We start from the raw sequence: 22,088 nt of genomic DNA, 5'->3' as shown, positions 1-22,088 counted from the left end.
TTTAGTCAAAACCTTTTTACAAAGTAGTTTTAATCATTTGCACTGATAGCGGGGTGCAATGGAAACGGAGAGCCTAGACTATTCTCAAAGCGCCCGGAAGGGCGGGGTCCTGGAATCGGCGTCAAAGCGCGTCCGGATGATATTTTCCGTGATGGCAAGCCCAAACAGGATAGATATACTGCGGATTCTGAACACAAAAGGGCCGCTTACGTACTCGGAACTGAAGGCGCTGGCGGGGTTCAAGTCAAAGAAAGAGTCGGGCAAGTTCGCCTACCACCTCAGGAAGCTTTTGAGGCAGCTGCTGGTGGCGCTCAACAAGGCGGAGCGCCGTTACACGATAACAAACCTGGGCAAGCTCGTGCTGAGCCTTGCCAGGCAGATTGAGGAGCGCTCGATAATCGAGAGCGGCAAGATGTACGTCAGGACAAGCAACCACACGATAGAGGAATTCAACTCGCACAAGATAATCCAGTCGCTTGTGAGGGAGGCAAGCCTTCCGCTCGAGCAGGCGCAAAAGATAACCGAGGAAGTCGAGAACAAGATCTACAAGTTCCAGACGGCGTACCTCACGTCGTCGCTTATCCGCGAGACTGTCAATTCAGTATTGATAGAGCACGGCCACGAAGAATACAGAAACAAGCTTGCGCGAGTCGGCCTGCCGGTGTCAGACATCGCCGGCATGCTTGCAAGCGAGGACGCGACAAGGAACGGCGCGCAGGGCGTCATGGGCAGGACTGCCGACGCGGTGTTTTCAGAGTATTTCGTCTTTAACACACTGCCAAAGGACATCGCCGATATGCACCTTGCCGGCGAGATAAACATCGCCTCATCAGGCACGTGGGGTCTCTTGCCTGACACGATATTTGTGGACCTGTCAGAGCTTGACAGCTTTGACCTGCAGGGCAGGTTCCCCGCTGTCGCAAGGCTTGCGTCGCTCAAGGGCGCAGACGACATGCTGACAGCGCTGCCCGTGCTCATTCCACTGCTTGCATACGAGGCATCAGCCGAGGTAGTGCTTGAGGGAGTCGCACCCGCGCTCGCAAAGTCCAAGGACGCTGACGACCTTGCGTCCAGGTTTGGCCGCGCGCTCGTCGCGTCTTCTGCGTCCGGCCCGGGACCTGCGACCACAATCGCGGTGCCGCAGGAGACAGACGCCAGGCAGGTGAACGCGCTCTTGGACGGCTACAAGAAATACGTCGACGTCACTCCACTTCCGCGCATAGGCCTTTCGCTTGGCGCGCTGAAAAAGGAGAGCGCCGACCACGTCGCCGCGGCGGTTCGCGCCGGCGGCATCGTTACAATCGGATCTGGTCGTGCTGCAAGCGGCATCAGAAAAGCTGCCGGAGGCAAGAACCCTGCTGCGGCAATGACGCTGCACTCGCTTTCCATAAACCTCCCGCGGCTTGCGTACGAGTCAAACAGGGACGAGACCTATTTCCGCGCAAAGCTCGCGCTTGCGATAAAGCCGTCGCTTGCGGCTTCGGCGATGCGCAAAAAGCTTGTCCTTGAAAACGCCAAGCGCGGAATGCTGCCGGCGTTCTCGGCTGCCACGCAATCTTTGCAACGCGCAACCACCGGCGTCATCGTGAACCTGACAGGCGCGCACGAGGCCGTGTACAGCATACTGGGCCACGACGCGGCGCACGGCGGGACGGAGGTGATGCAGAAGGTTCTAAAAACAGCAGTCGAAGTGGCGCAGTCGCAGGCAAAGCAGCTTGGCGACGAGGCCGCGGTGTCGATGGTGGCAGATGGCTCTGGAGCGCGCTTTGCCACAATAGACTCGGACAAGTACGGCAGGGTCTCGCTCTCCCAGTCGCAGAATATTACCAGTTATTCCCAGGGAATGACATTGAGCGGTAAAGAGCTCCTTTCAAAGGGCTCGGGCCTGGCAAAAGAGTGTTCTGCAATAGACAAACTTCTCAACGGGGGCCTGGCGGCAACCATCGACGTCACGGACCTTTCTGCGGCTGACGTGAAGAGTGCGATAGAGTCTGCATCAGAGCTTGCCTTTTCGCGCCCGCGCTTTGCGCTTGCCGTGTGCGCGACGTGCGGCAAGAAATCAAAGGCGTCGGCAGACAAGTGCGAGTCCTGCAAGTCGCCGCACAGGCTCGCATAGCAGCAGCGCAGCTGCTCCCCCCGCCGTATCTTTTTTCTGTAAAATTATGATAGTCAGCTGTAAACGCTTACATGGCGCGCCGCCGCAACAGCTTTGTGTACAACAAATGAAAACTTTGTTTTATTTCGCCAAATTCTTGCACGACTTGAGCTTGAATTCTGCATTGTCATTCAATAAAAAACAGAAGTGTATTTTTCGTTACGCATCGTATGCATTTTTTTCACATGGAAAGTTAAAGTATGAGTGGTATCGGTGTATAGGGCGGGATGGCGGGAGTTACTGAGTTTAACAACTCGAAAGAGACTTCTTTAATCACAAAGATCAGAAAACGCGACGGACGCATAGTTACTTTTGAACAGTCAAAGATAGCGAATGCAATCTACAAGGCGCTCGTGGCAACAGGCAGGCCGGATTATCCGCTGGCAGAAAGGCTCGGCACAAGGGTAGTGCAGAAGATGGCGCAGCAGGGCTTTGGCGCAGAGAAGGCAGTCGCCACCGTTGAAGACGTGCAGGATATGGTGGAGTCGATACTGATAGAGGAAGGCCTTGCAGACACGGCCAAGTCGTACATACTGTACAGGCACGAGAGGCGCAAGATACGCGAGGAGAAGATGAAGATACTGAACAAGAAGGACCTCGACGAGGTCGACAAGGCGTTTGACGTCAACTCGCTCCGGGTGCTTGCAGCACGCTACCTGCTGAGGGACGACCAGAACGAGATAATCGAGGGCCCCAAGCAGATGTTCGAGCGTGTAGCCACGCTCGTCGGCATCGCCGATATCATACACGACCCGCAGGTATTCAGTCTGGCAGGCGGGCAGAGGCAGGATGCCGAGGAGGCAGAAAAATACTATGCCAAGCTTGCCGACTTTGACAGCAAGTTCAAGATAGGCGAATACTGGCTCAACCGCTACCACTTTGAGGCGATGGTGCGTGCCTACGTGCACGCTGCAAAGGCAGGGCAGATGAAGGTCAGCTTCAAGGAACTGCTGAAGCTCCTTGCCGAGGGCAAGCTGGCAGGGCACGCCGAGCGCATCAGGGAATACTACAACCTCATGGTCTCGAGGGACTTTCTGCCCAACACACCCACGCTCATGAACGCAGGGGCAAGGCTGGGGCAGCTTTCCGCCTGCTTTGTGCTGGACATGCCCGACGACATGGAGCGCATAATGAAGTCGTCCACCGACGCGGCAATGATATTCAAGTCAGGAGGCGGGGTCGGCATCAACTACTCTGACCTCAGGCCTGAAGGCGACATCGTCGCGTCGACGTCAGGCGTGGCGTCGGGGCCCACGTCGTTCATGAGGATAATCGACACCATCACCGACGTGGTGAAGCAGGGAGGCAAGCGCAGGGGCGCCAACATGGGCATCCTTGAAGCCTGGCACCCTGATGTCGAAAAGTTCGTGACTGCAAAGACAAAGCCGGGAGTGTTTGAGAACTTTAACGTCTCTGTCGGCATCTGGGACGACTTCTGGAAGTCGCTTGTAAACAAGGAAGGCAACCACAAGTACACGCTGCGCAACCCGCGCACTGGCGAGCCGGTAAGGCAGATAGACGCACAGCAGCTCATCGACCTGATAGCGCTGTCTGCGTGGAAGAGCGCCGAGCCTGGAGTCATCTTCTTTGACAACATCAACAAGTACAACCCCTGCATAGGCGCAAAGGGCGGGCCGCTGCGCGCTACAAACCCGTGCGGCGAGCAGTCGCTCTACCCGTACGAGTCATGCAACCTCGGCTCGATAAACCTGGCAAACTTTGTCAAGCGCAAGGCCGACGGCATGTACGAGTTTGACTGGCAGCGCTACGAGCAGGCAGTCAGGCTGTCGACAAGGTTCCTGGACAACATCATCGACATGAACAAGTACCCTGTAGAAGAAATAGAAGTCAACACGCGCGCCACGCGCAGGATAGGCCTCGGCATCATGGGCATCGCAGACCTGCTTTTCCTGCTCAGGATACCCTACAACTCGAAGGGAGGATACGAGTTCATGAACAAGCTTGCCGAAGCTGTTTCATATCTTAGCATGGACGAGTCTGTCGCGATTGCAAAAACAAGAGGCCCGTTCTCCATGTTCAAGGACACCGACTATGTCAAGGGCAGGATACCGGTTGCCGGCTATTATGAACTGCCGCAGGAGACGCACACCTACGACTGGGCCACGCTCATTGAAAAGATAAAGAAGTCCGGAATCCGCAACTCGTGGACATCGACGATAGCGCCCACAGGGACGCTGTCGATGATAGCAGACACTGCAAACGGCGTCGAGCCGGTGTTCGCGCTCGTCTACGAAAAGCGCGTGACTGTAGGCCGGTTCTTCTACACGGACAAGGTGTTCGAGAACGCGCTCAAGGAAAACGGCCTGTACTCTGACGAGATACTGACCAAGATTGCGAACAACTACGGCTCTGTGCGCGGCATTGCAGAAATTCCGGACTGGATGCAAAAGACGTTCGTGACTGCTATAGACATCCACTGGATGGACCACATCATGGCGCAGGGCGTCTGGCAAAAGTGGATCTCTAACGCAATCGCCAAGACGATAAACATGCCCGGCGACGTGACGGCAGAGGACGTCAAGTGCTCGTACCTGCTGTCGCACGAGCTGGGATTAAAGGGCGTGACCGTGTTCCGCGATGGCTCTAGGCAGGAGCAGGTACTGCACATCACCGGCAAGAACACGGGCGAGAAGAGCTTTGCAGTCAAGCCTAGCAGGTACGTCGCAGACTATGTCGAGGCCAGCATCAGGGAGCCGTACGTGCTTGAGCAGATGCAGAAAATCCTGAAAGAGTCCGGCGTCGACGACGGGAGCATACCAAGGGCAGAAGTCGTCCCGATGGAAGTCCCCAAGAAGGTGACGCAGCCGGCGGCAATGCAGGTGCTGACCTCAAACGAGGAAGAGGTCTGCCCGTCGTGCAAGGCGAGGCTCATCATCACGGAAGGGTGCAACATCTGCATCGAGTGCGGCTTTAGCAGCTGCGCCTCGGGGTAAACACCCCGCCTTACTTTTTCAAATTAGCACAAAAACAAAATTTTTTCCATATTCTGTTGATATACACACGCGACGCGTTTTCCTCCATGTTTGCATGCCCCAAGTGCGGAAACGACCTTGACAAGAAATACTTCGACGGCGGGTACTGGATGGCAAGCAGGGACCCGGTGTGGATCTGCAGCCCGTGCAACACGTTCTACCGCACGAAGGAGCTGAAGAAAGTCATGTGCCACGCCTAGCTAACATTCATTAAATATCGCTGCGTACATGTTTTCGTGAATCCTGGCGCGCAGGAAGGCAACACACCGACATTCAAGGCGCTTGAAGCTTATACCCGCGACGTTGGCCGCGCAATCGCAAGGATAGACTACGCCACGATGGACTCGATACACGCAAGCACGGGCGACGTCATAGAGGTGAAGGGCAGGCGCAGGACGGTTGCAAAATGCCTGCCGCTCTACCCGTCAGACGAGGGCAAGGGGATAATCAGGATAGACGGGATTACCCGCAACAACGCCGGCGTGGGGATAGACGACAAGGTCGCAATCAGAAAGATCAAGACCGCGCAGGCAGAAAAGATACTGGTGGCGCCGGTCGAGGCGATACCGCCGATTGACGAGCGCTACCTTGCAGACGCTCTTGAAACGGTGCCGGTCGTAAAGGGCGACAACGTGCTCGTGCCGTACTTTGGAGGCAGATTGACATTCCAGGTGGTGAGCACGGTTCCTGCGACAACTGCAGACAGCGCGGTCATGGTAAACCAGAAGACGGTCTTTGTGATAGGCGAGAAAGGCGAGGCAGCGCACGGCGTGCCCCGCGTCTCTTACGAGGAGATAGGCGGGCTCAAGGACGAGATACAGAAGGTGCGCGAGATGATAGAGCTGCCGCTGCGCCACCCCGAGATATTTGAAAAGCTTGGCATAGAGGCGCCAAAGGGCGTGCTCCTCTACGGCCCGCCCGGCACCGGAAAAACAATGCTTGCCAAGGCAGTCGCAAACGAGAGCAACGCCCACTTTATCTCGATATCAGGACCTGAAATCATGAGCAAGTTCTACGGCGAGTCAGAAGCCCGGCTTCGGGAGATATTCAAGGAGGCAAGGGAAAAGGCCCCGACCATAATATTCGTAGACGAAATAGATTCAATCGCGCCAAAGCGCGAAGAAGTTACAGGAGAGGTCGAGCGGCGCGTCGTTTCGCAGATGCTCTCGCTCATGGACGGCCTTGAGGGCCGCGGCAGGGTTATTGTGATAGCCGCTACAAACAGGCCCAACGCGCTCGACCCGGCGCTCAGGCGCCCCGGCAGGTTTGACAGGGAAATTGAAATCAAGGTGCCTGACAAGCACGGCCGCCTGGAGATCCTGCAGATACACACGCGCAACATGCCGCTGGAATCTGGCATAGACCTGACAAAGATATCGTCAGTCACCCACGGCTTTGTTGGAGCGGACTTGGAGTACCTGTGCAAGGAAGCAGCGATGCGCTGCCTCAGACGTTTGCTCCCAGAGATAAACCTGCACGAGGAAAAGGTGCCGCCCGAGAGCCTGGAAAAGCTTGTCGTGACCCAGGCAGATTTTGACCAGGCGATAATGGACGTGATGCCCTCTGCCATGAGGGAAGTCTTCCTCGAGTCACCGGACATAAAGTGGCACGACATCGGCGGACTCGACGACGTCAAGCGCCAGCTGCAGGAGGCAGTCGAGTGGCCGCTCAAATATCCAGACCTGTTTTCAAAGCTCGGCCACACGGTGCCAAAGGGAATCTTGCTTCACGGGCCGTCGGGCACCGGAAAAACAATGCTCGCAAAGGCAGTCGCGTCAGAGTCGGAGGCCAACTTTATCAGCATCAACGGTCCCGAGCTCTTGAGCAAGTGGATAGGCGAGTCCGAGCGGGGCATCCGCGAAGTCTTCCGGCGCGCAAGGCAAGCGTCGCCGTGCGTCATATTCTTTGACGAGATAGACGCCATCGCAAGCGCAAGGAGCGAGGGCGGCGGAAGCACCGAGCGCATAGTCTCGCAGATACTGACAGAGATGGACGGAATCAGCGAGCTCCACGGCGTCGTGGTGATTGCGGCGACGAACAGGCCGGACATGATAGACCCCGCGCTGATGAGGCCGGGCAGGTTTGACAGGATAGTGCTTGTGCCAAACCCTGACGCAAAGACCAGGAAAAAAATCCTAGAGATACACGCAAGGAAGGTGCCCCTTGGGCGCGACGCGGATTTCGACAAGCTTGCAGAAATGACGGAAGGGCTGAGCGGCGCCGACACGGCCGCGATAATAAACACCGCGGTGTCGCTTGTGCTGCAGAAGCACCTTGCGCGCTATCCGACGCCGGAAGAAGCCGCCAAACACGCGTCGGAGGCGCACATCAGCATGGCAGACCTCGAAGAGGCGATAAGGAAGATAAGGGCGCAGAAGGAGATGCGGCCCGAGGAGCGCCGCGCGCTTTCCCACTACAGGTAAACCGGAGAACCATAGATGCAGGGTAAGGTCTGTCTTGTCACCGGCGCCACGTCCGGGATTGGAAAAGAAATAGCGCGCGGGCTGTCAAGGCTCGGCGCAACCGTGGCAGTCGCAGGCAGGAGCAGGGAAAAATGCGAAAGCGCCATGCAGGAGACAAATAGCGCGTCGTATTTTGTAGCCGACCTCTCCTTACAAAAAGAGGTGCGCAGGCTGGCCGCAGAATTTGCGTCGAGGTACGACAGGCTCGACGTCTTGGTGAACAACGCCGGCGTTTTCCTGGCAGAAAAGAAGGTGACGCAGGACGGCATCGAATGCACGCTTGCGGTGAACCACCTCGCACCGTTTCTCCTGACCAGCCTGCTTGTTGAAAAATTAAAGACAAGCGCGCCGTCGCGGATAATCACAACCAGCTCTTCCGCGCACAGGGCCGGCCAGATAGACTTTGATGACATCCAGTTCGAGAAGAGGCGCTACAGCGGCATTTCCGCGTACAGCCAGTCCAAGCTTGCAAACATACTGTTTACGCGCGAGCTTGCGCGCAGGCTTGACGACACGCAGGTGGCTGCAAACTGCTTCCACCCCGGAGCTGTCAGGACAAAGCTAGTGCAGGGAGGCTCGTACGGCATGGTCTGGAAAGCGGCAGGCCCGTTCTTTCTCAGCCCGGAAAAGGGTGCTGACACGGCAGTGTACCTTGCGTCGTCGGACGAGGTGGCCGGCATGGCAGGCGGGTATTTTGTAAAGAGGAAGCAGGAGAGGTCCTCCGAAGCGTCGTACGGCGAAGAGACTGCAAAAAAGCTCTGGAAGCTGAGCGAAAAGCTGACAGGACTGGCCTAGTCCGCGGCACCGCCGCAGGCGCAGTATCCGTATTCGTCCACCCTCGTGTTGCAGATTATGCAGTAATCACGCGGGTCGTAGACGACTTCCCATGGCTCCTTGCCAAAGAGCTTCCTGTGGTCGTCTATCTCGGCGGGTAGGGCTTCCACCCCTGCCATGATTCATGTAGCACTCCGTCGCAGTTAAACCTGACTGGACGAAAAGCAAGCAGGGATGAACGCGGCCGCGGCAAAGGAAATAGCCAGGCTCTGCGATGTATTACCAATGAGCAATGTCTGTGCGTGCAGGCATGCTCATAGATGGAACAGGGAAGCAGACGACCCGGAGCCGTGCACTATCTGCGGCTGCCCGACGTTTCGAGACGTGGACGAGGAAAAGACGCAGGTAGTCCTGGCCCAGGCAGCTGGCATCACCGAGGTGACGATAAGGAACAGGTGCGCAGAGCTGGCCCGGCTTTTTGCATCCAAAAAGATCCCGTACCTCAACCCGTCGCTTGCAACCATTGCGCTTGTCTCGATAGAGCTTGCGGTGATAAGCACCTGGGCGCGCGTGCCTGCACTCATCCGCTAGCATTGCAAAATCTTCAAAATAAGTACCGCAAATCGCGCATTTAGCTACGGCCCGGATCAATTATCCGGTATGATTTGTATCCAACGAAAACTAGTGCTAGAAAAGCCGTGATACAAGGCACAAGCCCTTGCTAGGTTGCGCCAACGCCTTTTACTAACCAATATGATTCGCGCTGACGAATGCTGGTACATGTCCCACTACTACGTCGGGGAAATACCGCGGGATCAGCGCCCTTCCGACGGGGTAGTGCTGGACTTTGATTCCGGCGAGGAATCGCTTGACAGGATGCTGGACAGAAAGGCCAGCATCCTGTCCAAAAACGAGGGATTCAGCTACAAGGACATGACGCCGGTCCAGAGGGTGTTCCTCACGCACTACTGGTGCCCCATCTGCAAGCTGCTGCCGCTGTACGCGCTGGACCTGCGGCACCGCAACAAGGTGCGCTGCGGCAAGTGCAGGAACGTGATATCGTTCCCGGGCAAGGGCAAGTACGGCAAGATAAAGAAAAAGCTCGCCTTCCTCCTGTGGCAGGAAAGGAAAGGTGGAGAGGATGTTCAAAGATAGCATAGACGCCTTCACGTCCGTGCTGAACGAAAGGGGCGGCGACCCGTCCAGGCCGGGGGCCGTGAGCGAGATTTCAGTACAGATGGGATACCTGAGAAACGGCGTACGCCACTGCAACGTCCAGATCACCTGCAACGACGGGGCCTGCTACGGCGTGGACGCGTTTGGCGACGAGGCGGAGGTGCTGTGCGTGGTGGCGAAAAACTACTCTGTGGTGGTAAAGGTACCTTGCGTGGTCAAACAGGCAGAGCCTGTCTCTGTTGTAGGGCAAACAGCTGTAAAACACCTTTAATAGCTCTTTGGGCTTTTTAGCTACGCGCTTGTCCAAGGTGGGGTCGGTCCAGAAGAACGCCGAGATAGCCGAGATAATGGGCCTCATGGAAAAGCTTGACAAGGACAAGTACTGGATTATAGAGCAGATAGGCAAGGCCGGCGCTAACGCGGCCGTGACGCCTGCGATGAGCACCTTTGAGATTCTGAAGGCGTGCCCGATGAATTTCATCTCGCGCCTGTCGCGCTCTTTGAAAAGCGTCAACACCGAGTTTGAGCCGCCCAAGTACACAAAAGGCTACCACTGGTTCTTCACAGACATCGTTGCGTCTGCAAACCCGGACATAACGACTGACGACCAGACGAGAAAGATAATCGCGCTCAACAAGCTGATACACAGGACGAGCGCGTTCAAGCACAGAAGCGCCAAGTCCACCATAATCCTGCCCACCGGCGACGGCGTGGCAATAGGCTTTGCCGACAGCCCGGAAAAGCCGCTGCTTCTGGCGATAGAGCTCCACCGGGCGCTTACGGAGTACAACCTGGACAAGAGCCAGAGGAACAGGATAGACGTTCGCGTCGGTCTCGACACGGGGCCTGTCTACCCAATCGTTGATTTGAACGGCAAGAAGAACGTGTGGGGTCCGGGCATCATCTACGCACGGCGCATAATGGACCTCGGCAGGGCAAGGAGCATCCTTGCTTCTGACAGGATAGCAAACGACATACGCAGGCTCAGGCCGGAGTACGGCAGGATACTGCACCCGCTTGGAAACTACCCGATAAAGCACGGCGAGAAGATAATGATCTACAACGTGTACGGCAACATATACGGCACGGAGATAGGCACAAAAAAGAACCCGCTTGCAAGGAGGGTGGAAAAGAGCCAGGCGGCAAGGGAGTTTGGCAAGAGCATTGCGGCGTTCTTTTTCGAAAAGGTGGAGATACTGCTTGACATAGTCGACCCGAAAACAATGATGACGCACCACACGTGGGTGTGGCACGTCGTGAACAAGTCGTCCGAGCCGGTCGACAGGGTGTTCTACTACCTGGAAGGCGACGTGCCGAGGGACTTTCCTGACTTGAACCTGAAGGTGACAGACGAGGCAGGCCGCGAGCTCTCGCTGCAGAGCTTGGACGTGAACAAGCCACTCAAAAAAGAGTTCTTTGTCAAGCTTGCAAAGCCGCTCAAGCCGGACCAGAAAGGGCGGTTCGTAAAGCTGGAGTACGACTGGGAAGAGCCCGACAGGCATTTCCTGTACAGGTTTGCGTCGGACTGCAAGAAATTCAGGTTCCACCTGGCAGCGCCAAGGGACCTCGTGGTGAAGCAGAAGGTGGCCAAGATCTCGCCGGAGACAGGCGACAAGACCTACGCTTCCACGCCTGCCGCTGTCAAGTACACGGGCAAAAAGACCGAGGTCGAGTGGGCAGGGTCGGACATCCCTGCCTTTGACGCCTACAGGTTTGACTGGTAGCTGTCAACCTGCTCAGGGCTCGACGATTGTTCCAGATGGCGGCGACATCGGCGGCAAGTTCATGGGCACAGCTGCGCTCACGGTGAAAGTCGATTGCGCTATTGGCGATAGGACGGTGGGGCTCGTGCTGGCGATGCTGTCGATGACAAATACCTTGACGGTGTAGTCGCCCGGAGCCGCAGGCGTCCATGACAGTCCGACATCTGTGTGACCGCTGGCCGGCAGGATGCCTGTCTGCCATGACAGGAAGATCGTGAATCCGTCGGCATCCTTCACCTCTACCACGGCGGCAAACGGCTGCGCGACGCTGGCGTTGTTGGTGATGGTAGACGAGATGACCACCTGCGTGCCTACCAGGATTTCATTAAGTGGGTTGCCTGTCAGATCCTCGGGTTGCGGGGCGCTTGGAGTCGTGGAAGTTATCCCATCCGGAGCAATCTGGACCTCCAGAACAAAGTCCTCGCTCGGGTCGGCAAGGTTCCCAAGTCTATCTGCATAGTCTGCCGAGAAGCGGTCCGTGTACTCAAAGTACACTTTGTCGCCGGTCTTGACAGTGATGGATCCGCTGCTGGAACTCGTTGACGTGGGCACGGCTGCAGTAAACCTTCCCGAGTCGCGCCCTGTTTCCACTGCCATGACGTCAAAGCCCACGGCGTCACTGTCCGACGTCACTCTCACCTCTATAGAGTCAAACAATGCTGGATCGGTGTTTGCGTCAAAGTCGGTGACTGTTAGCCCGATGATGTCACCTGCAGTGTAGATAGTCGCGCCGGTCTCCATCGTGGGGTCTTCGCTCTCGACCTCAAATACCCTTGCTGCGACCGTGTTCGTCCCCGCTTCAACATACTCGTACCTCACGCTCACGATATCGCCTGGGATCACATTGATGGTTGCATGGCCCGTGCCGGAGCCCTGGCTGCCGGCGTGGGAATCAGGGTTCAGGGTTATCGTGCCGATGAACACGCAGGTGTTCGCACCTGTTTCCGTTACGGTCAGGTCGGCGCTGCTTCCCCTGTCAGTATCCACTTCCACCTTGCCTGTCACTGTATCCCTCAAGCTGGGGCTTGCATTGACGTCGCAGTCAGACACCTTGACGGTGACTTCCCCTGCGGGCCCGACGTCCTGCGTCGGGGACACGTCCAGCGGGCTTTTCGGCTGGACGACGCCGCCCCCGTTCACGGTAGTCGATCTCGCATAGTAGGGAAGATCTTTTATCAGCACCTTGACCGTGGGGCTTGGGCTCGTGTACGTGAACGCAATCTCCTGTCCTGCTCTTGAAACGTCCGTGACTGTCGTGACCAGTTCGCTTGGAATCTCTAGGAGTACGTCTCCGCTTCCTATGAAGTCGAGGTCTATGGTTTTTGTCGCGTTGTTGAACGTGAAGGTATTCACCGCCGACGTGATGGTGGTGGAGTTGCCGGTTATCGTGTAGACCTTGCTGCCTGAGTAGGACTTTACCTGGAACGTGTGTGGAGCCTTGTAGGGCGCGTCCAGCTCTAATTTGAGCGCCGCTATGTTGTTGTCCAGTATGGGAAGGACTAGGTTCTGGGCGCTGACTTTTATCTTGTCCCCTGCAGGGTTGCCTCCGGCCCGCCCGTCCATCGTCTCCCTTATTGTTTCCAGCTTGGCAACCGCCTTCTGTATGTCGCCGGAACTGACAAACGATAGGACGCTTCCACCGCCCGCGAGAAGGTCCTTTCTGTAATTCGCCTTGATGATCTCCGCAGAGCCGTTAAAGTAGCTGTTGCCAATATTCTGGATTGCCGCGTCGATGGCATAAATGCCGTTCTTTCTAAAGTCCACCAGATCGTTTATGGCCAGACCATGCGTCAGAATAGCCGAGCCGGTTGACACCGCTGCTGGATTTGCGGATCTAAAGTTCAAGCTTGCAACGATATCCCGCCAGTCATTGTGGTCACGGAGGGGAATCGCACGGTCAAACTGGTTTGAAGAAGGAGTACATCCCTGGATGCCAATATCAGTTATGTCGTTGGCAGCTACGTCAGGAACGTCGTTTCCGTTCCAGTCTATCCATGTTGTGCTGGGATCGATGGGAACAGGAATGTAAGTGTTCTCGGTGCCAAAGATAAACTGACTGATTAGACGGTAGAACCTGTTCAGAGAGAGCTTGCTGTCCATCTGTGGCGGGATGAGGTTGTCCATGTAGCCTGGGAAGAAACTGCCGGGGGTAGCGGAAGTGCTGGCCACTGTAAACTTGCCACTATTTGTTGCAGATCTAACTAGCCAGATATATGCAGAGTCAGCCGTAAGAGTTGAAGTTGAAACATTGTATAGGTATAATGTCATTCTGCTTCCGCGCTCATAGCTGACACCCCAGATATACCATGCATTTGGCGAGATGGTTGTCCCGCCAGTTTGAATTTCCAGTGTTCCATCTGATATTACCGCACGCAGGATGTTGGAAGGATTGATGAAGAGCGCATAACTGCCTTCATTAGTTGCTGCTTTATGTACAATCAATTCGTCTCCGGGGTTATCGCCAGTCTTGTAAAACATCCCGGCCATCCAGAAATCCTGCATTGCAACATCATAGACTGAATTGTTGGTTGCCTGCGCAGATTGGGTCAAGCCATCGAACATGATATAACTCCCGTAAGGTCCAGAGCTGCCAAAAGCCGGAGTCGGATTTCCCCTGAGGTCAAGGTTGTTCGAACTCACGACATCGTTCGCATTATTGTCGAATGTGTACTGCGATGTCGGTGTTATAGGTCCAACCCCATAAACTATCTGCTCGTAAGGGAGTGCCGTTCCAGAAGGAACGTGTTCGTCCAGATTCCCTACATTCAAGCTCAAGCTGGCCGGCCAGTTTTCACGGGAATAATCCTGGTTGTTTCCTGTGTAAGTGGTCATCTGCCTCGAGTAACTCATCAAGCTCAGGTAGTTTGGCTTGCAGTTTATGCTGTTGTCTGTGTGAACAAGCGCGCCGCCGTGCCCCAGCCCGAGGTTGTGCCCAAGCTCGTGCATGTAAGTTCCCTGCTGCTTATCAACAGCAATCGGGTAGGGAGTAAAGCTTCCAAGCGACACGATAATGTCGTTGCCGACAACTTCGGCTATGCCTGACGACCCCTGGGCGTGCTGCTGCTTGTTTATCCACAATGAATAGTGCACCGCATTTGCCCACGCCATAGTCTTTTCCGGCTCGCCCGAAAGGTGGAATTTAACGGCGGGGTTGGGATGGCTTATGCCAAAGTACTTGCTCTTGATCTCCGTGTACGAATCGGCCGGATCCTGCACGCCGGGTTCTTCATGTTTTGTCCAGATGTACGTCAGTTCGCGCACATCCTGGGGCTCTAGGGGGTCGCTCAATATGTTGTGAAGCTTGATGCCACTTGATTCAGGATTCTCTACAGGCGCGAGGTTGAACCTGTCCATGACATAATTCAGCGCAAGCTGATTGGGGGCGTAATTGGGGTCATAGTCTATTTCCACAAAGACATCTTTGGTATACCTGCTTGGACACTCTGGGGTGCAGCTGGAATGGAATGTGTGGGTAGCGCCTCCGTACGGGTACTGGATCCGCAGGGGTCCGCTGCCGGGTTCCCATGAATCGCACAATCCGTCTCCATCCAGGTCGCCGTCCCCATCAGGCAGGCCGTCTCCATCCAGATCTATTTGACTGCATTCGATAAGAACAATTCCAGGGAAAATCGGCTCGCCGGGAAAGGGGGACGAACCATCCGTTCCAATCCCTCTGAGCCTGTCTGGGACCACAGGAGCAGGCTCGACTTGTACCGGAAAGCTTGCGCTGTTCCCGGGCGATGACGGGATAGAGGGGTAGGACGCGTCTATGACGTTGCCCTGGACAACCAGCGAATGCTGCGGCGATCCGGAAGCCAAGGCATGGTCGCTTGTGAGCACTATCTTGTTGGCGCTCCAAAAGACGCCCGTATCCCGTCCCGTCTCGACAAGCCTGTTCACGATGGACGAGCCGCCACTTGAAACTGTAACCTCGACGGTGTCCCTTGCGTTGCTGTCAAGGTTGCGGCTCTTGTCAGCAAGCGTTATGGTAGCAAGGTCTGTGTCCCTGGTTGCGCTGATGCTGTGGTTGACCTCGAACCGGGGCTCGATGACACTGGCTCTGGCAACGTGGTCTCCGAGCGTGACTACGAGCCTGTCGCTAATTGCGCCGGTGTTCTGGAGCACCTGCAGCAAGGGAATGGAAACATCACTGCCAGAGCCAAGCCGCACGTATCCTTCGAATACCCCTGAACTGATATTCGTCTCAGAAAGCGGAACCTGGATGCTCTGCGTGCCGCTTGAAACGGTAACCTGTATCGTATCAACCTCGGCCAGTCTCTGATTCACCCTGTCGTCACGCAGCGTGATTTTTGCACTTTCGCCCACGTGGTACACGCTCTGGTCAAACGCGATGAATCTCCCAATCTCCGCGTCGACCGGATCCGCGTTGCCGTACCGCACGAATAACCTGTTTGCATTTCCGACGGTGAACTTGCCCACAAACACGTCGGGGTCGTCGGGGCTTTCGGTAAGTGTGACACTTTCCCATTGCGTCCCCGGACCGTGGAACCGAACTTCGGCCACAGTAGTGTCAACGGCAAAGGCGTTTCTATTTGCATGCGGATCCCTGACCGTGATGGTGGCGTTTTCGCCGGCAGAGTATCCCGTCCTGTCAAGTGACAATGCGGCGCGCAGGTTGCTCTCCACTCCTATCAGGATGCTTTTTGCTGCAACTTCATTGCCGTTTTTTGCGGTAAAAGTCACGCCGTACATCGCCGGCGTGTTAGGATCAGAAATGACCACATTGTCAACGAGCCAGCTGAATTGGAACACGCCAACTGACACAGGGTACGCTCCCGGTCTAGCTTCAAGTTTAGCGCCGGGGAATTGCGACATTGTTACGCTAGAAGCCGGATAAACTATGATCGGAAGCTTGACCTCTGCCTCATTTTTGTCCACGAATATGATATCTCCGTCAGACAGAGAACTTTCATAGAGGTCCTGAATGGTGTTTGGGGTCAGGTTGTCAAAAGCATTCTGCGGCAAGCTTGGCAGTATGATGATTGCAGGCGGCGTGGCAAAAGCATTCTGCGGCAAGCTTGGCAGTATAGCCCCCACGATCAGTACAATTGCTATTGAGATTGCAAATTTCCTAGCCATTTCCCCAGTTGACGGGTAGGTTATTTTATACTTAAGTATTTTCTTGAAACATTTTATAGTGGTATTACACAATTGGCACGTTTTTTTGATATAAAACCTGCCACGTGGTACAGTGATTCATAAAAATATGATCGAGTAATCTTATATCTTGCCCAAAGGCACTCTCTAATAGGAAAGTTTGTCATTTGAGGGACATGCTTGTGGAAAAAATCACCCAGAACATCGCAAGGCGATCTGGGTTGCGATTTTCATAGCCCTGATAGCGTCCGCTGGCAACTGGCTTCCCTCCGCATTTGCCTTTAGCTTCGGCACCTCGCAGACGCTCAATACTCCCGGAGCCTCAAGTGAAGCGCGAGTAGCGGCCGCCGGGCAGAACGTGTTTGCAGCCTGGGTGCAGTCGGGCAAGGTTTTTGTCGCAAACAGCATCAATGGCGGAACTTTCAATGCTCCCATCGAGATCAGCATCACAGGCGACGCATCGACCAATCCGCGGATTGCAGCAAGCGGGGATAGTATCTATGCTGTATGGGTTGACACCAGCGTGGGAAGCGGGGACATCTACTTTGCAAAGGGAACAGTGTCTGGCGGCACCCTGTCCATGTCTAGCGCCATTCCTCTCAGCAACAGCGCGGGCGTTTCTGAAGATCCGCGCATATCCGTGTCTGGTAGCAACGTCGTGGTTATGTGGGAAGAGACCGTCTCAGGCTTCAAGGACATTTTCTACGCGTTCAGCACAGACGGCGGAACCAGCTTTGACACGTCTGTGACCAACAACCTGAGCGCGACTCCGTCAGTCACTTCAGAGTCTGCCAGTGTCGTTGTGTCGGGCAGCGATGTATTTGTCGCATGGGACGAAAACGATACTGTCAGCCTTATTGCCACCACATTCTTTAGGAAAGGCACGGTCTCGGGCAGCAGCCTGACCTTTTCGAGTCCGGAAAACCTGAGTTCAGGCATATCTTGCTCCGGTCTCGCTAATGCCCAAGATGCAATAGTACAGGCCTCAGGCGCAAATGTCTTTGTAGTATGGGGAGACGGTTATTGCAACAACATCTATTACGCGCAGAGTGCCGACGGCGGCGCGTCGTTTGACAAGCCTGCGGATTCTTCTGACAATAGAATCAGCTCGTCCGGGTCGGCTTCTACATTCGACGCCCTTCTCTCGGGCACAAGCCTCTTCGTTGCCTGGGCTGACTCGAGTGCCGGCTCTGGCGACATCTTTTTTGCAAAGGGGACGACTTCCGCCGGCTCGCTTACCATAGATTATTCTACAAATCTAAGCTCGACTGCCACTGCATCCAGCTCGCCGCGCATTGCCTCTTCCGGCAGCAATGTCTACATCGTATGGCAGGAAAACATCCCTAATGACATTTTCCTGTCAATCAGCACCAATGGCGGCAGCACCGCGCCGTCAGGTTCCGTAAATATCTCCTTAAACTCAGGACAATCTACCTCGCCCGAGATAGCAGCGTCTGGAATCAACCTGTACACGGTCTGGGTTGACGGCACGTCGGGCAGCAATGACATACTCTTCAAGCTGATAGTTGACCAGCCAGGGTCGATATCGATCTCGATAGCCTCCGGCAGCACCACTCCCAGATGGGGGCTGGATCAAGTTCAGGTAAACGGCGCAGTTACAGGTGAATCTACAGACACGATAGAGATCAACTGGGGAGACGGCTCCACCGACTCTGCAGGAGTGAGCGGAAGCTCCTGGGGACCCATTTCGCATACTTATGCGTCGGCTGCTACAGGCGCGAGGACCATAACGGCGCGCCTTCTCGACTCTTCTTCAGTGGAAAAGGCGTCAGCCACGCTTGGCATCACCGTGCAAAAGCATGCCACATCCCTGACCATAGGATCCATTGCAAGCGTCGTCAAGGGTGCAAGCATAACCGCGGCCGGCACGCTTACTGACACCGACGCCTCTGCCGCGCTTGACGGCAAGAGCGTAACCTTCACGGGGACGGGGGCCGCGGGCCTTTTGCCGGTGATCACTGCTTCAGGAGCATACTCCTCTACCGGCACTTCGCCCGGCACAGCATCGCCGCTGCTGTCTGTTCAGGCACAATTTGCAGGCGACGGCGCATATTCAGCGGCCGATAGTGCCACCGTTTTTTACGACACGGTGGAAACAGGTGCAGCCTCGTTTGCCGTTCCTGCCGGCGCCCCCTCCGGGCCGATTGCACTCACCGGCTTTGGCGCCTCGATCCTGTTTGACAATGTTGTCACGCCGGGTTCTATCTTTGTATCAGCATGCGATTCGCCGGCAAGCGCCCGCTACCTTGAACTTGACACGGATCTGTGCCTCACCATTTCGCCTGCCGTCACGATGGCGCCAAACTCGTTTGCCCACATCACAGTTTCATATGCCGGAAAAACCACCCCGGCCGGCCACTCTGAAGACGAGGTGAGCATTTTCCATATCGGATCGTCCGGCACAGTCGACATCACAGAGTCAAGAGACACAAGTGCGGACACGGTCACCGGCAAGACATCCAGCTTTTCCGACTTTGTAGTCGGCGCGGCTCTACACGATCCCCTTCCTGCAGGTGGGCTGCGGAAGCAGCTCTTTGTGGGCGACAACGACATCACATTTGACTTTACGCAGAATAAGGCAATTTCGTTGGGAGGGAGCTCCACAATTTTGGGCGGCGGGCTGCCTGTGACCGTCACCGATCCCACCAAGAATCTGAATGGTGCGATAGCAGAGACAGTCGTAGCAAAGATAACCTCGACTTCCGATCCAGCCGGCATCACAATAAACCTGACTGAGGTCAGCCCCGGCGCCGGCGTCTTTACGGGTAACTTTTTCGTCTCCACCTCAGGCTCGTCAGGCGATGTCCTGCGTGCTGGGGTGGGAGACTCGCTGCAGGCCTCATACGGGGAATTTACGGCACCGTTCAGAGTCGTGATAGAAGACGTGGTAGAGGCCGGCTCCCTGGATTTGGTCGATTACACTCCTCCCAACTTTATCCACCCTGTAGGGGACAGCTATGGTCTGGTGCTAAGGGATGCGAGGCTAGCCACCGGGGCGACGATAAGCCCGACGATGTCATACGCAAATGCCATGTTCATGAGCGGCGACAACCCTGCCAACATACGGATGTTCAGGATGAACGGCAACGCCTGCCAAGCAGAGATAACCCTCACGGGAGGGGCGGGACACGACGCCGCCCAGAAGACCCTGACCGGTACCACGACTGTTCTTGGCCAGTACGCGCTAGGGCTGAATGGTCCTCCTACACCCGGCGTGTGCCCGGCGGATCCCGGGGGAGGCGGAGGAGGCCTTCCACGGCCGGGATCAGGATTGGTGCTCGACGCGGTCGCAGTAGTCGTCCAAGGATCATCGAACAGCTATTCAGGTTCCGGCGGCTCTTCAAGCCCGGCATCAAGCTCTGCGCCGTCAGGGACATCCGGCCCTCAGGTCTCCTCGAGCAACGAAAGCACGACCGCAAATGTCGGCGGCGAGACCGTGAACGTCAGCTTTGAATCTGTGCAGGGTCCCGGAACGGTGAGTGTCAATTCCATGAACGTCTCGCAGCAGCCAGGGCTGTTTTCGCAGATCGCCGGTACCGGCCAGGGCACCGGCTCGGTTGGCGGCAGCCAGTTCTCGACCGCAGGGACGCTGTTTGACGTCAGCACGACGGCGTCGTATTCGGGCCCCGTGAAGATAACTATCCCTTACAGCGAGTCGCTTGCCTCCGACGAGCAGAACGTGCGCTTTTTGCACCACAGTCAGGACGGCTGGGAGGACGTAACGGTGGCAATAGACATGGAGGCAAACACGGTGACCGGGAGCCTGGGTTCACTCTCGCCAGTCGTGGCGGCAGTCATAGACGACGGGACCTTCGGCGACTCTTACTTCGAGGCCAATCCCCTGCGCAAGGTGCTATCAGACATCACAATCGGCTCTGGCAAACTGCCTTCAGGGCTACTTGCAGGCGTCCCGGACGACAGACCGCCCATAACGGTGTCTGCCACTATCAAGAACGCCCAGAGAATCGACCAGACATACGTCTTTATCGTGCAGATAACAGACAGCGACGGAATAACCAAGAGCGTGACGTGGCAAGAAGGAACGCTAGAGCGCGGCCAGATAATAGAGGTCTCAAGCAGCTGGCTTGCGGATGCCGACGGCACATACAGGGTGCAGGTATTCGTGTGGGACACCATAGAGGACAGCGCCATGCCGCTCTCCGACGGCACCGTCTTGCAGATAGCGGTCTGACAGCTATGGGTTACGCAAAAAGGGACTTGCGTACACACGACGTGACCCACCTCCACGGTTTCTGACAGGCATCAGATCGGAGGATGCAAGTATCCCCCATGACGTACAAATCTTTTCGTGCCGTCGGCAGTATCTGACGCATTGACGGAGCATGAAGCCCGAGTACTTTGCGCTTGGATTTGTACTGATAGCCGTCGGCGTGGGCGGCTTTTACTACATGGACAGGCAGCTCAACATGCAGATCGGCAGCTACGAGTCAGGCGGGGAGTTTTTGCAGAGCTCAATGACAGACCTCCTGCAAAAGGTCCGACTCGGGCTCCTTGTCACGGCACTTGCCGGCGTCGGCGTGGCCGGGCTCGGCGCAACTGTCAGGAAAAAAGCCAGCCGCCCAAAGGCGTCAGAAAGCCTGAAGGTAGACTGCACGGTGTTTTGCAGACATTGCGGGGCCCCTGGCAGCGTGTCGGGATACTGCGCCGGGTGCGGGCAGGGCCGGCAGGTCTCTTCCAGCATCTTTCGCCGGTGTTCCCACTGCGGCGGGAGCGCAAGCGAGGACAGCGCGTTCTGCACCAAGTGCGGCTGGAAGTTCTAGCAGGAGCCCGGCATCATTAGCATCCAAGCGACTGGCCTGTTGCTTGCCCCGTGCCGTTTACTATCCTGATGCACTGCACGTAGAGCGTGCCGTTGTTTGACAGCCTCATTATTGGCTCTAACGGCGCGTTGTCATTCTCATTGTTCTCTATCTTGCCATAATAGATGACAAGCGTAGAGTTGCCGTCAGGCTCCATTACATTCTGAAAGGCCCACTGGCGGTGCAAAGATTGTGGCACAGGATTGGAAATCACACCTTCCTCGCTCCAGAATTCACCGGCCAGAGCAAGATAGTTGCTGTTTATTGCCGGGTTCTGCTCAGTGGCAGGCTCAGGCGCGGCTATCTGCACAAAGAAAGGTGCAAACAATCCGAAATTGACTTGCGGCCAACCGCCGTATATCCTCGTATCTAGAAAGCTTTCTGTAGAATTGTCAGGCATCTTGTATTTCATTACGAATTCGTCTGTCGGCCTGACAAACATCTCTGTACGCGGGGTGCCGTCGGCTCCTTCAAACTCTACTGCCTAGTAGTTTGCCAGCCTTACGCTTTCGTTAAAGTACGCGCCAAGGGCAGGCGGAATGGTGCCTAGGGAAAAAACTACCACTGCAACCACTGCCCACAGCTTGATACTTGTTCCTTTTGTCATATTCGGAATAGGTAATGTGCTAAACCATAAAATTGCTGATTGACCTCGACTCGAAAGAATCAGGAAAAATAGCCCGCACACAAGAGCACTTTGAATACCATTATAGACAAAGTGCGACCGACTATCCTCATTGAAGTCTATGCTTGTGTTGGGGATGTTAAATATACCTGACTCTAGAACTTATTAATAGAACAATGTA

Annotated in this window: 15 protein-coding genes; 11 read left to right on the top strand and 4 right to left on the bottom strand. The window is 55.7% G+C overall.

Going from position 1 to position 22,088, the window contains the following annotated elements; translation table 11 throughout:
• The first annotated feature begins 58 nt into the window (after positions 1-58).
• From nrdD to HXY31_RS02630, 5 genes are all read left to right on the top strand, one after another.
• Positions 59-2,116 carry an anaerobic ribonucleoside-triphosphate reductase gene (nrdD, locus tag HXY31_RS02650; protein WP_292639340.1) on the top strand — a complete coding sequence of 686 codons (2,058 nt, stop codon included), beginning with the start codon at positions 59-61 and terminating at the stop codon, positions 2,114-2,116.
• Between the two features lie 266 nt (positions 2,117-2,382).
• Entirely contained in the window at positions 2,383-5,109 is a 2,727-nt protein-coding gene (locus HXY31_RS02645; protein ID WP_292639337.1) for an adenosylcobalamin-dependent ribonucleoside-diphosphate reductase, read from the top strand.
• A 56-nt stretch (positions 5,110-5,165) separates the two neighbouring features.
• Positions 5,166-5,348 carry a hypothetical protein gene (locus tag HXY31_RS02640; RefSeq protein ID WP_292639335.1) on the top strand — a complete coding sequence of 61 codons (183 nt, stop codon included), beginning with the start codon at positions 5,166-5,168 and terminating at the stop codon, positions 5,346-5,348.
• 36 nt (positions 5,349-5,384) lie between these two features.
• On the top strand, positions 5,385-7,571 hold the full coding sequence (locus HXY31_RS02635) for a CDC48 family AAA ATPase (protein WP_292639332.1): 2,187 nt from the start codon (positions 5,385-5,387) through the stop codon (positions 7,569-7,571).
• A 15-nt stretch (positions 7,572-7,586) separates the two neighbouring features.
• The gene (locus HXY31_RS02630; protein WP_292639329.1) at positions 7,587-8,405 is read left to right on the top strand and encodes an SDR family oxidoreductase; all 819 of its coding nucleotides are present in this window, start codon (positions 7,587-7,589) and stop codon (positions 8,403-8,405) included.
• Here the strand turns inward: HXY31_RS02630 and HXY31_RS02625 are convergent.
• Positions 8,402-8,554 carry a hypothetical protein gene (locus tag HXY31_RS02625; protein WP_292639976.1) on the bottom strand — a complete coding sequence of 51 codons (153 nt, stop codon included), beginning with the start codon at positions 8,552-8,554 and terminating at the stop codon, positions 8,402-8,404. The genes HXY31_RS02630 and HXY31_RS02625 overlap by 4 nt on opposite strands.
• Positions 8,555-8,669: 115 nt before the next feature.
• Here HXY31_RS02625 and HXY31_RS02620 point away from each other — a divergent pair, with 115 nt between their 5' ends.
• From HXY31_RS02620 to HXY31_RS02605, 4 genes are all read left to right on the top strand, one after another.
• Positions 8,670-8,975 (top strand): hypothetical protein, encoded by a 306-nt coding sequence (locus HXY31_RS02620; protein ID WP_292639327.1) that lies wholly within the window; start codon positions 8,670-8,672, stop codon positions 8,973-8,975.
• A gap of 189 nt (positions 8,976-9,164) precedes the next feature.
• Entirely contained in the window at positions 9,165-9,539 is a 375-nt protein-coding gene (locus HXY31_RS02615) for a hypothetical protein (protein WP_292639322.1), read from the top strand.
• A complete protein-coding gene (locus tag HXY31_RS02610; protein ID WP_292639319.1) occupies positions 9,526-9,831 on the top strand; it encodes a hypothetical protein in 306 nt (101 codons plus the stop codon). The genes HXY31_RS02615 and HXY31_RS02610 overlap by 14 nt, the downstream gene beginning before the upstream one ends.
• 28 nt (positions 9,832-9,859) lie before the next feature.
• Positions 9,860-11,284, top strand: a complete 1,425-nt coding sequence (locus HXY31_RS02605; protein ID WP_292639318.1) for a hypothetical protein — start codon at positions 9,860-9,862, stop codon at positions 11,282-11,284.
• Positions 11,285-11,296: 12 nt separating this feature from the next.
• Here the strand turns inward: HXY31_RS02605 and HXY31_RS02600 are convergent, their stop codons facing one another.
• Complete coding sequence (locus tag HXY31_RS02600; protein WP_292639315.1) at positions 11,297-16,423, bottom strand: LamG-like jellyroll fold domain-containing protein; 5,127 nt, start codon at positions 16,421-16,423, stop codon at positions 11,297-11,299.
• Positions 16,424-16,799: 376 nt separating this feature from the next.
• Between HXY31_RS02600 and HXY31_RS02595 the strand changes: the two genes are divergently transcribed.
• Both HXY31_RS02595 and HXY31_RS02590 read left to right on the top strand, forming a co-directional pair.
• The gene (locus HXY31_RS02595; RefSeq protein ID WP_292639312.1) at positions 16,800-20,654 is read left to right on the top strand and encodes a hypothetical protein; all 3,855 of its coding nucleotides are present in this window, start codon (positions 16,800-16,802) and stop codon (positions 20,652-20,654) included.
• Positions 20,655-20,805: 151 nt separating this feature from the next.
• Positions 20,806-21,243: a hypothetical protein gene (locus HXY31_RS02590; RefSeq protein WP_292639309.1), complete on the top strand. Its 438-nt coding sequence runs from the start codon at positions 20,806-20,808 to the stop codon at positions 21,241-21,243.
• Between the two features lie 16 nt (positions 21,244-21,259).
• Here HXY31_RS02590 and HXY31_RS02585 read toward each other — a convergent pair whose 3' ends face one another.
• Complete coding sequence (locus HXY31_RS02585) at positions 21,260-21,694, bottom strand: hypothetical protein (protein ID WP_292639306.1); 435 nt, start codon at positions 21,692-21,694, stop codon at positions 21,260-21,262.
• A 72-nt stretch (positions 21,695-21,766) separates the two neighbouring features.
• A complete protein-coding gene (locus HXY31_RS02580) occupies positions 21,767-21,889 on the bottom strand; it encodes a hypothetical protein (RefSeq protein ID WP_292639303.1) in 123 nt (40 codons plus the stop codon).
• Between the last annotated feature and the right edge of the window lie 199 nt (positions 21,890-22,088).

Origin of the sequence: Nitrososphaera sp., assembly GCF_013388945.1 — an archaeon.
Lineage (GTDB): Archaea > Thermoproteota > Nitrososphaeria > Nitrososphaerales > Nitrososphaeraceae > Nitrososphaera.
This window is presented reverse-complemented; position numbering and strand designations above follow the sequence as displayed.

Bases quoted from the DNA above. Each gene is read 5' to 3' on its own strand.
- nrdD (WP_292639340.1), top strand. From the start codon at position 59: ATGGAAACGGAGAGCCTAGACTATTCTCAAAGCGCCCGGAAGGGCGGG.
- HXY31_RS02645 (WP_292639337.1), top strand. From the start codon at position 2,383: ATGGCGGGAGTTACTGAGTTTAACAACTCGAAAGAGACTTCTTTAATC.
- HXY31_RS02630 (WP_292639329.1), top strand. From the start codon at position 7,587: ATGCAGGGTAAGGTCTGTCTTGTCACCGGCGCCACGTCCGGGATTGGA.
- HXY31_RS02620 (WP_292639327.1), top strand. From the start codon at position 8,670: ATGAGCAATGTCTGTGCGTGCAGGCATGCTCATAGATGGAACAGGGAA.
- HXY31_RS02615 (WP_292639322.1), top strand. From the start codon at position 9,165: ATGTCCCACTACTACGTCGGGGAAATACCGCGGGATCAGCGCCCTTCC.
- HXY31_RS02610 (WP_292639319.1), top strand. From the start codon at position 9,526: ATGTTCAAAGATAGCATAGACGCCTTCACGTCCGTGCTGAACGAAAGG.
- HXY31_RS02600 (WP_292639315.1), bottom strand. From the start codon at position 16,423: ATGGCTAGGAAATTTGCAATCTCAATAGCAATTGTACTGATCGTGGGG.
- HXY31_RS02590 (WP_292639309.1), top strand. From the start codon at position 20,806: ATGAAGCCCGAGTACTTTGCGCTTGGATTTGTACTGATAGCCGTCGGC.
- HXY31_RS02585 (WP_292639306.1), bottom strand. From the start codon at position 21,694: ATGAAATACAAGATGCCTGACAATTCTACAGAAAGCTTTCTAGATACG.
- HXY31_RS02580 (WP_292639303.1), bottom strand. From the start codon at position 21,889: ATGACAAAAGGAACAAGTATCAAGCTGTGGGCAGTGGTTGCAGTGGTA.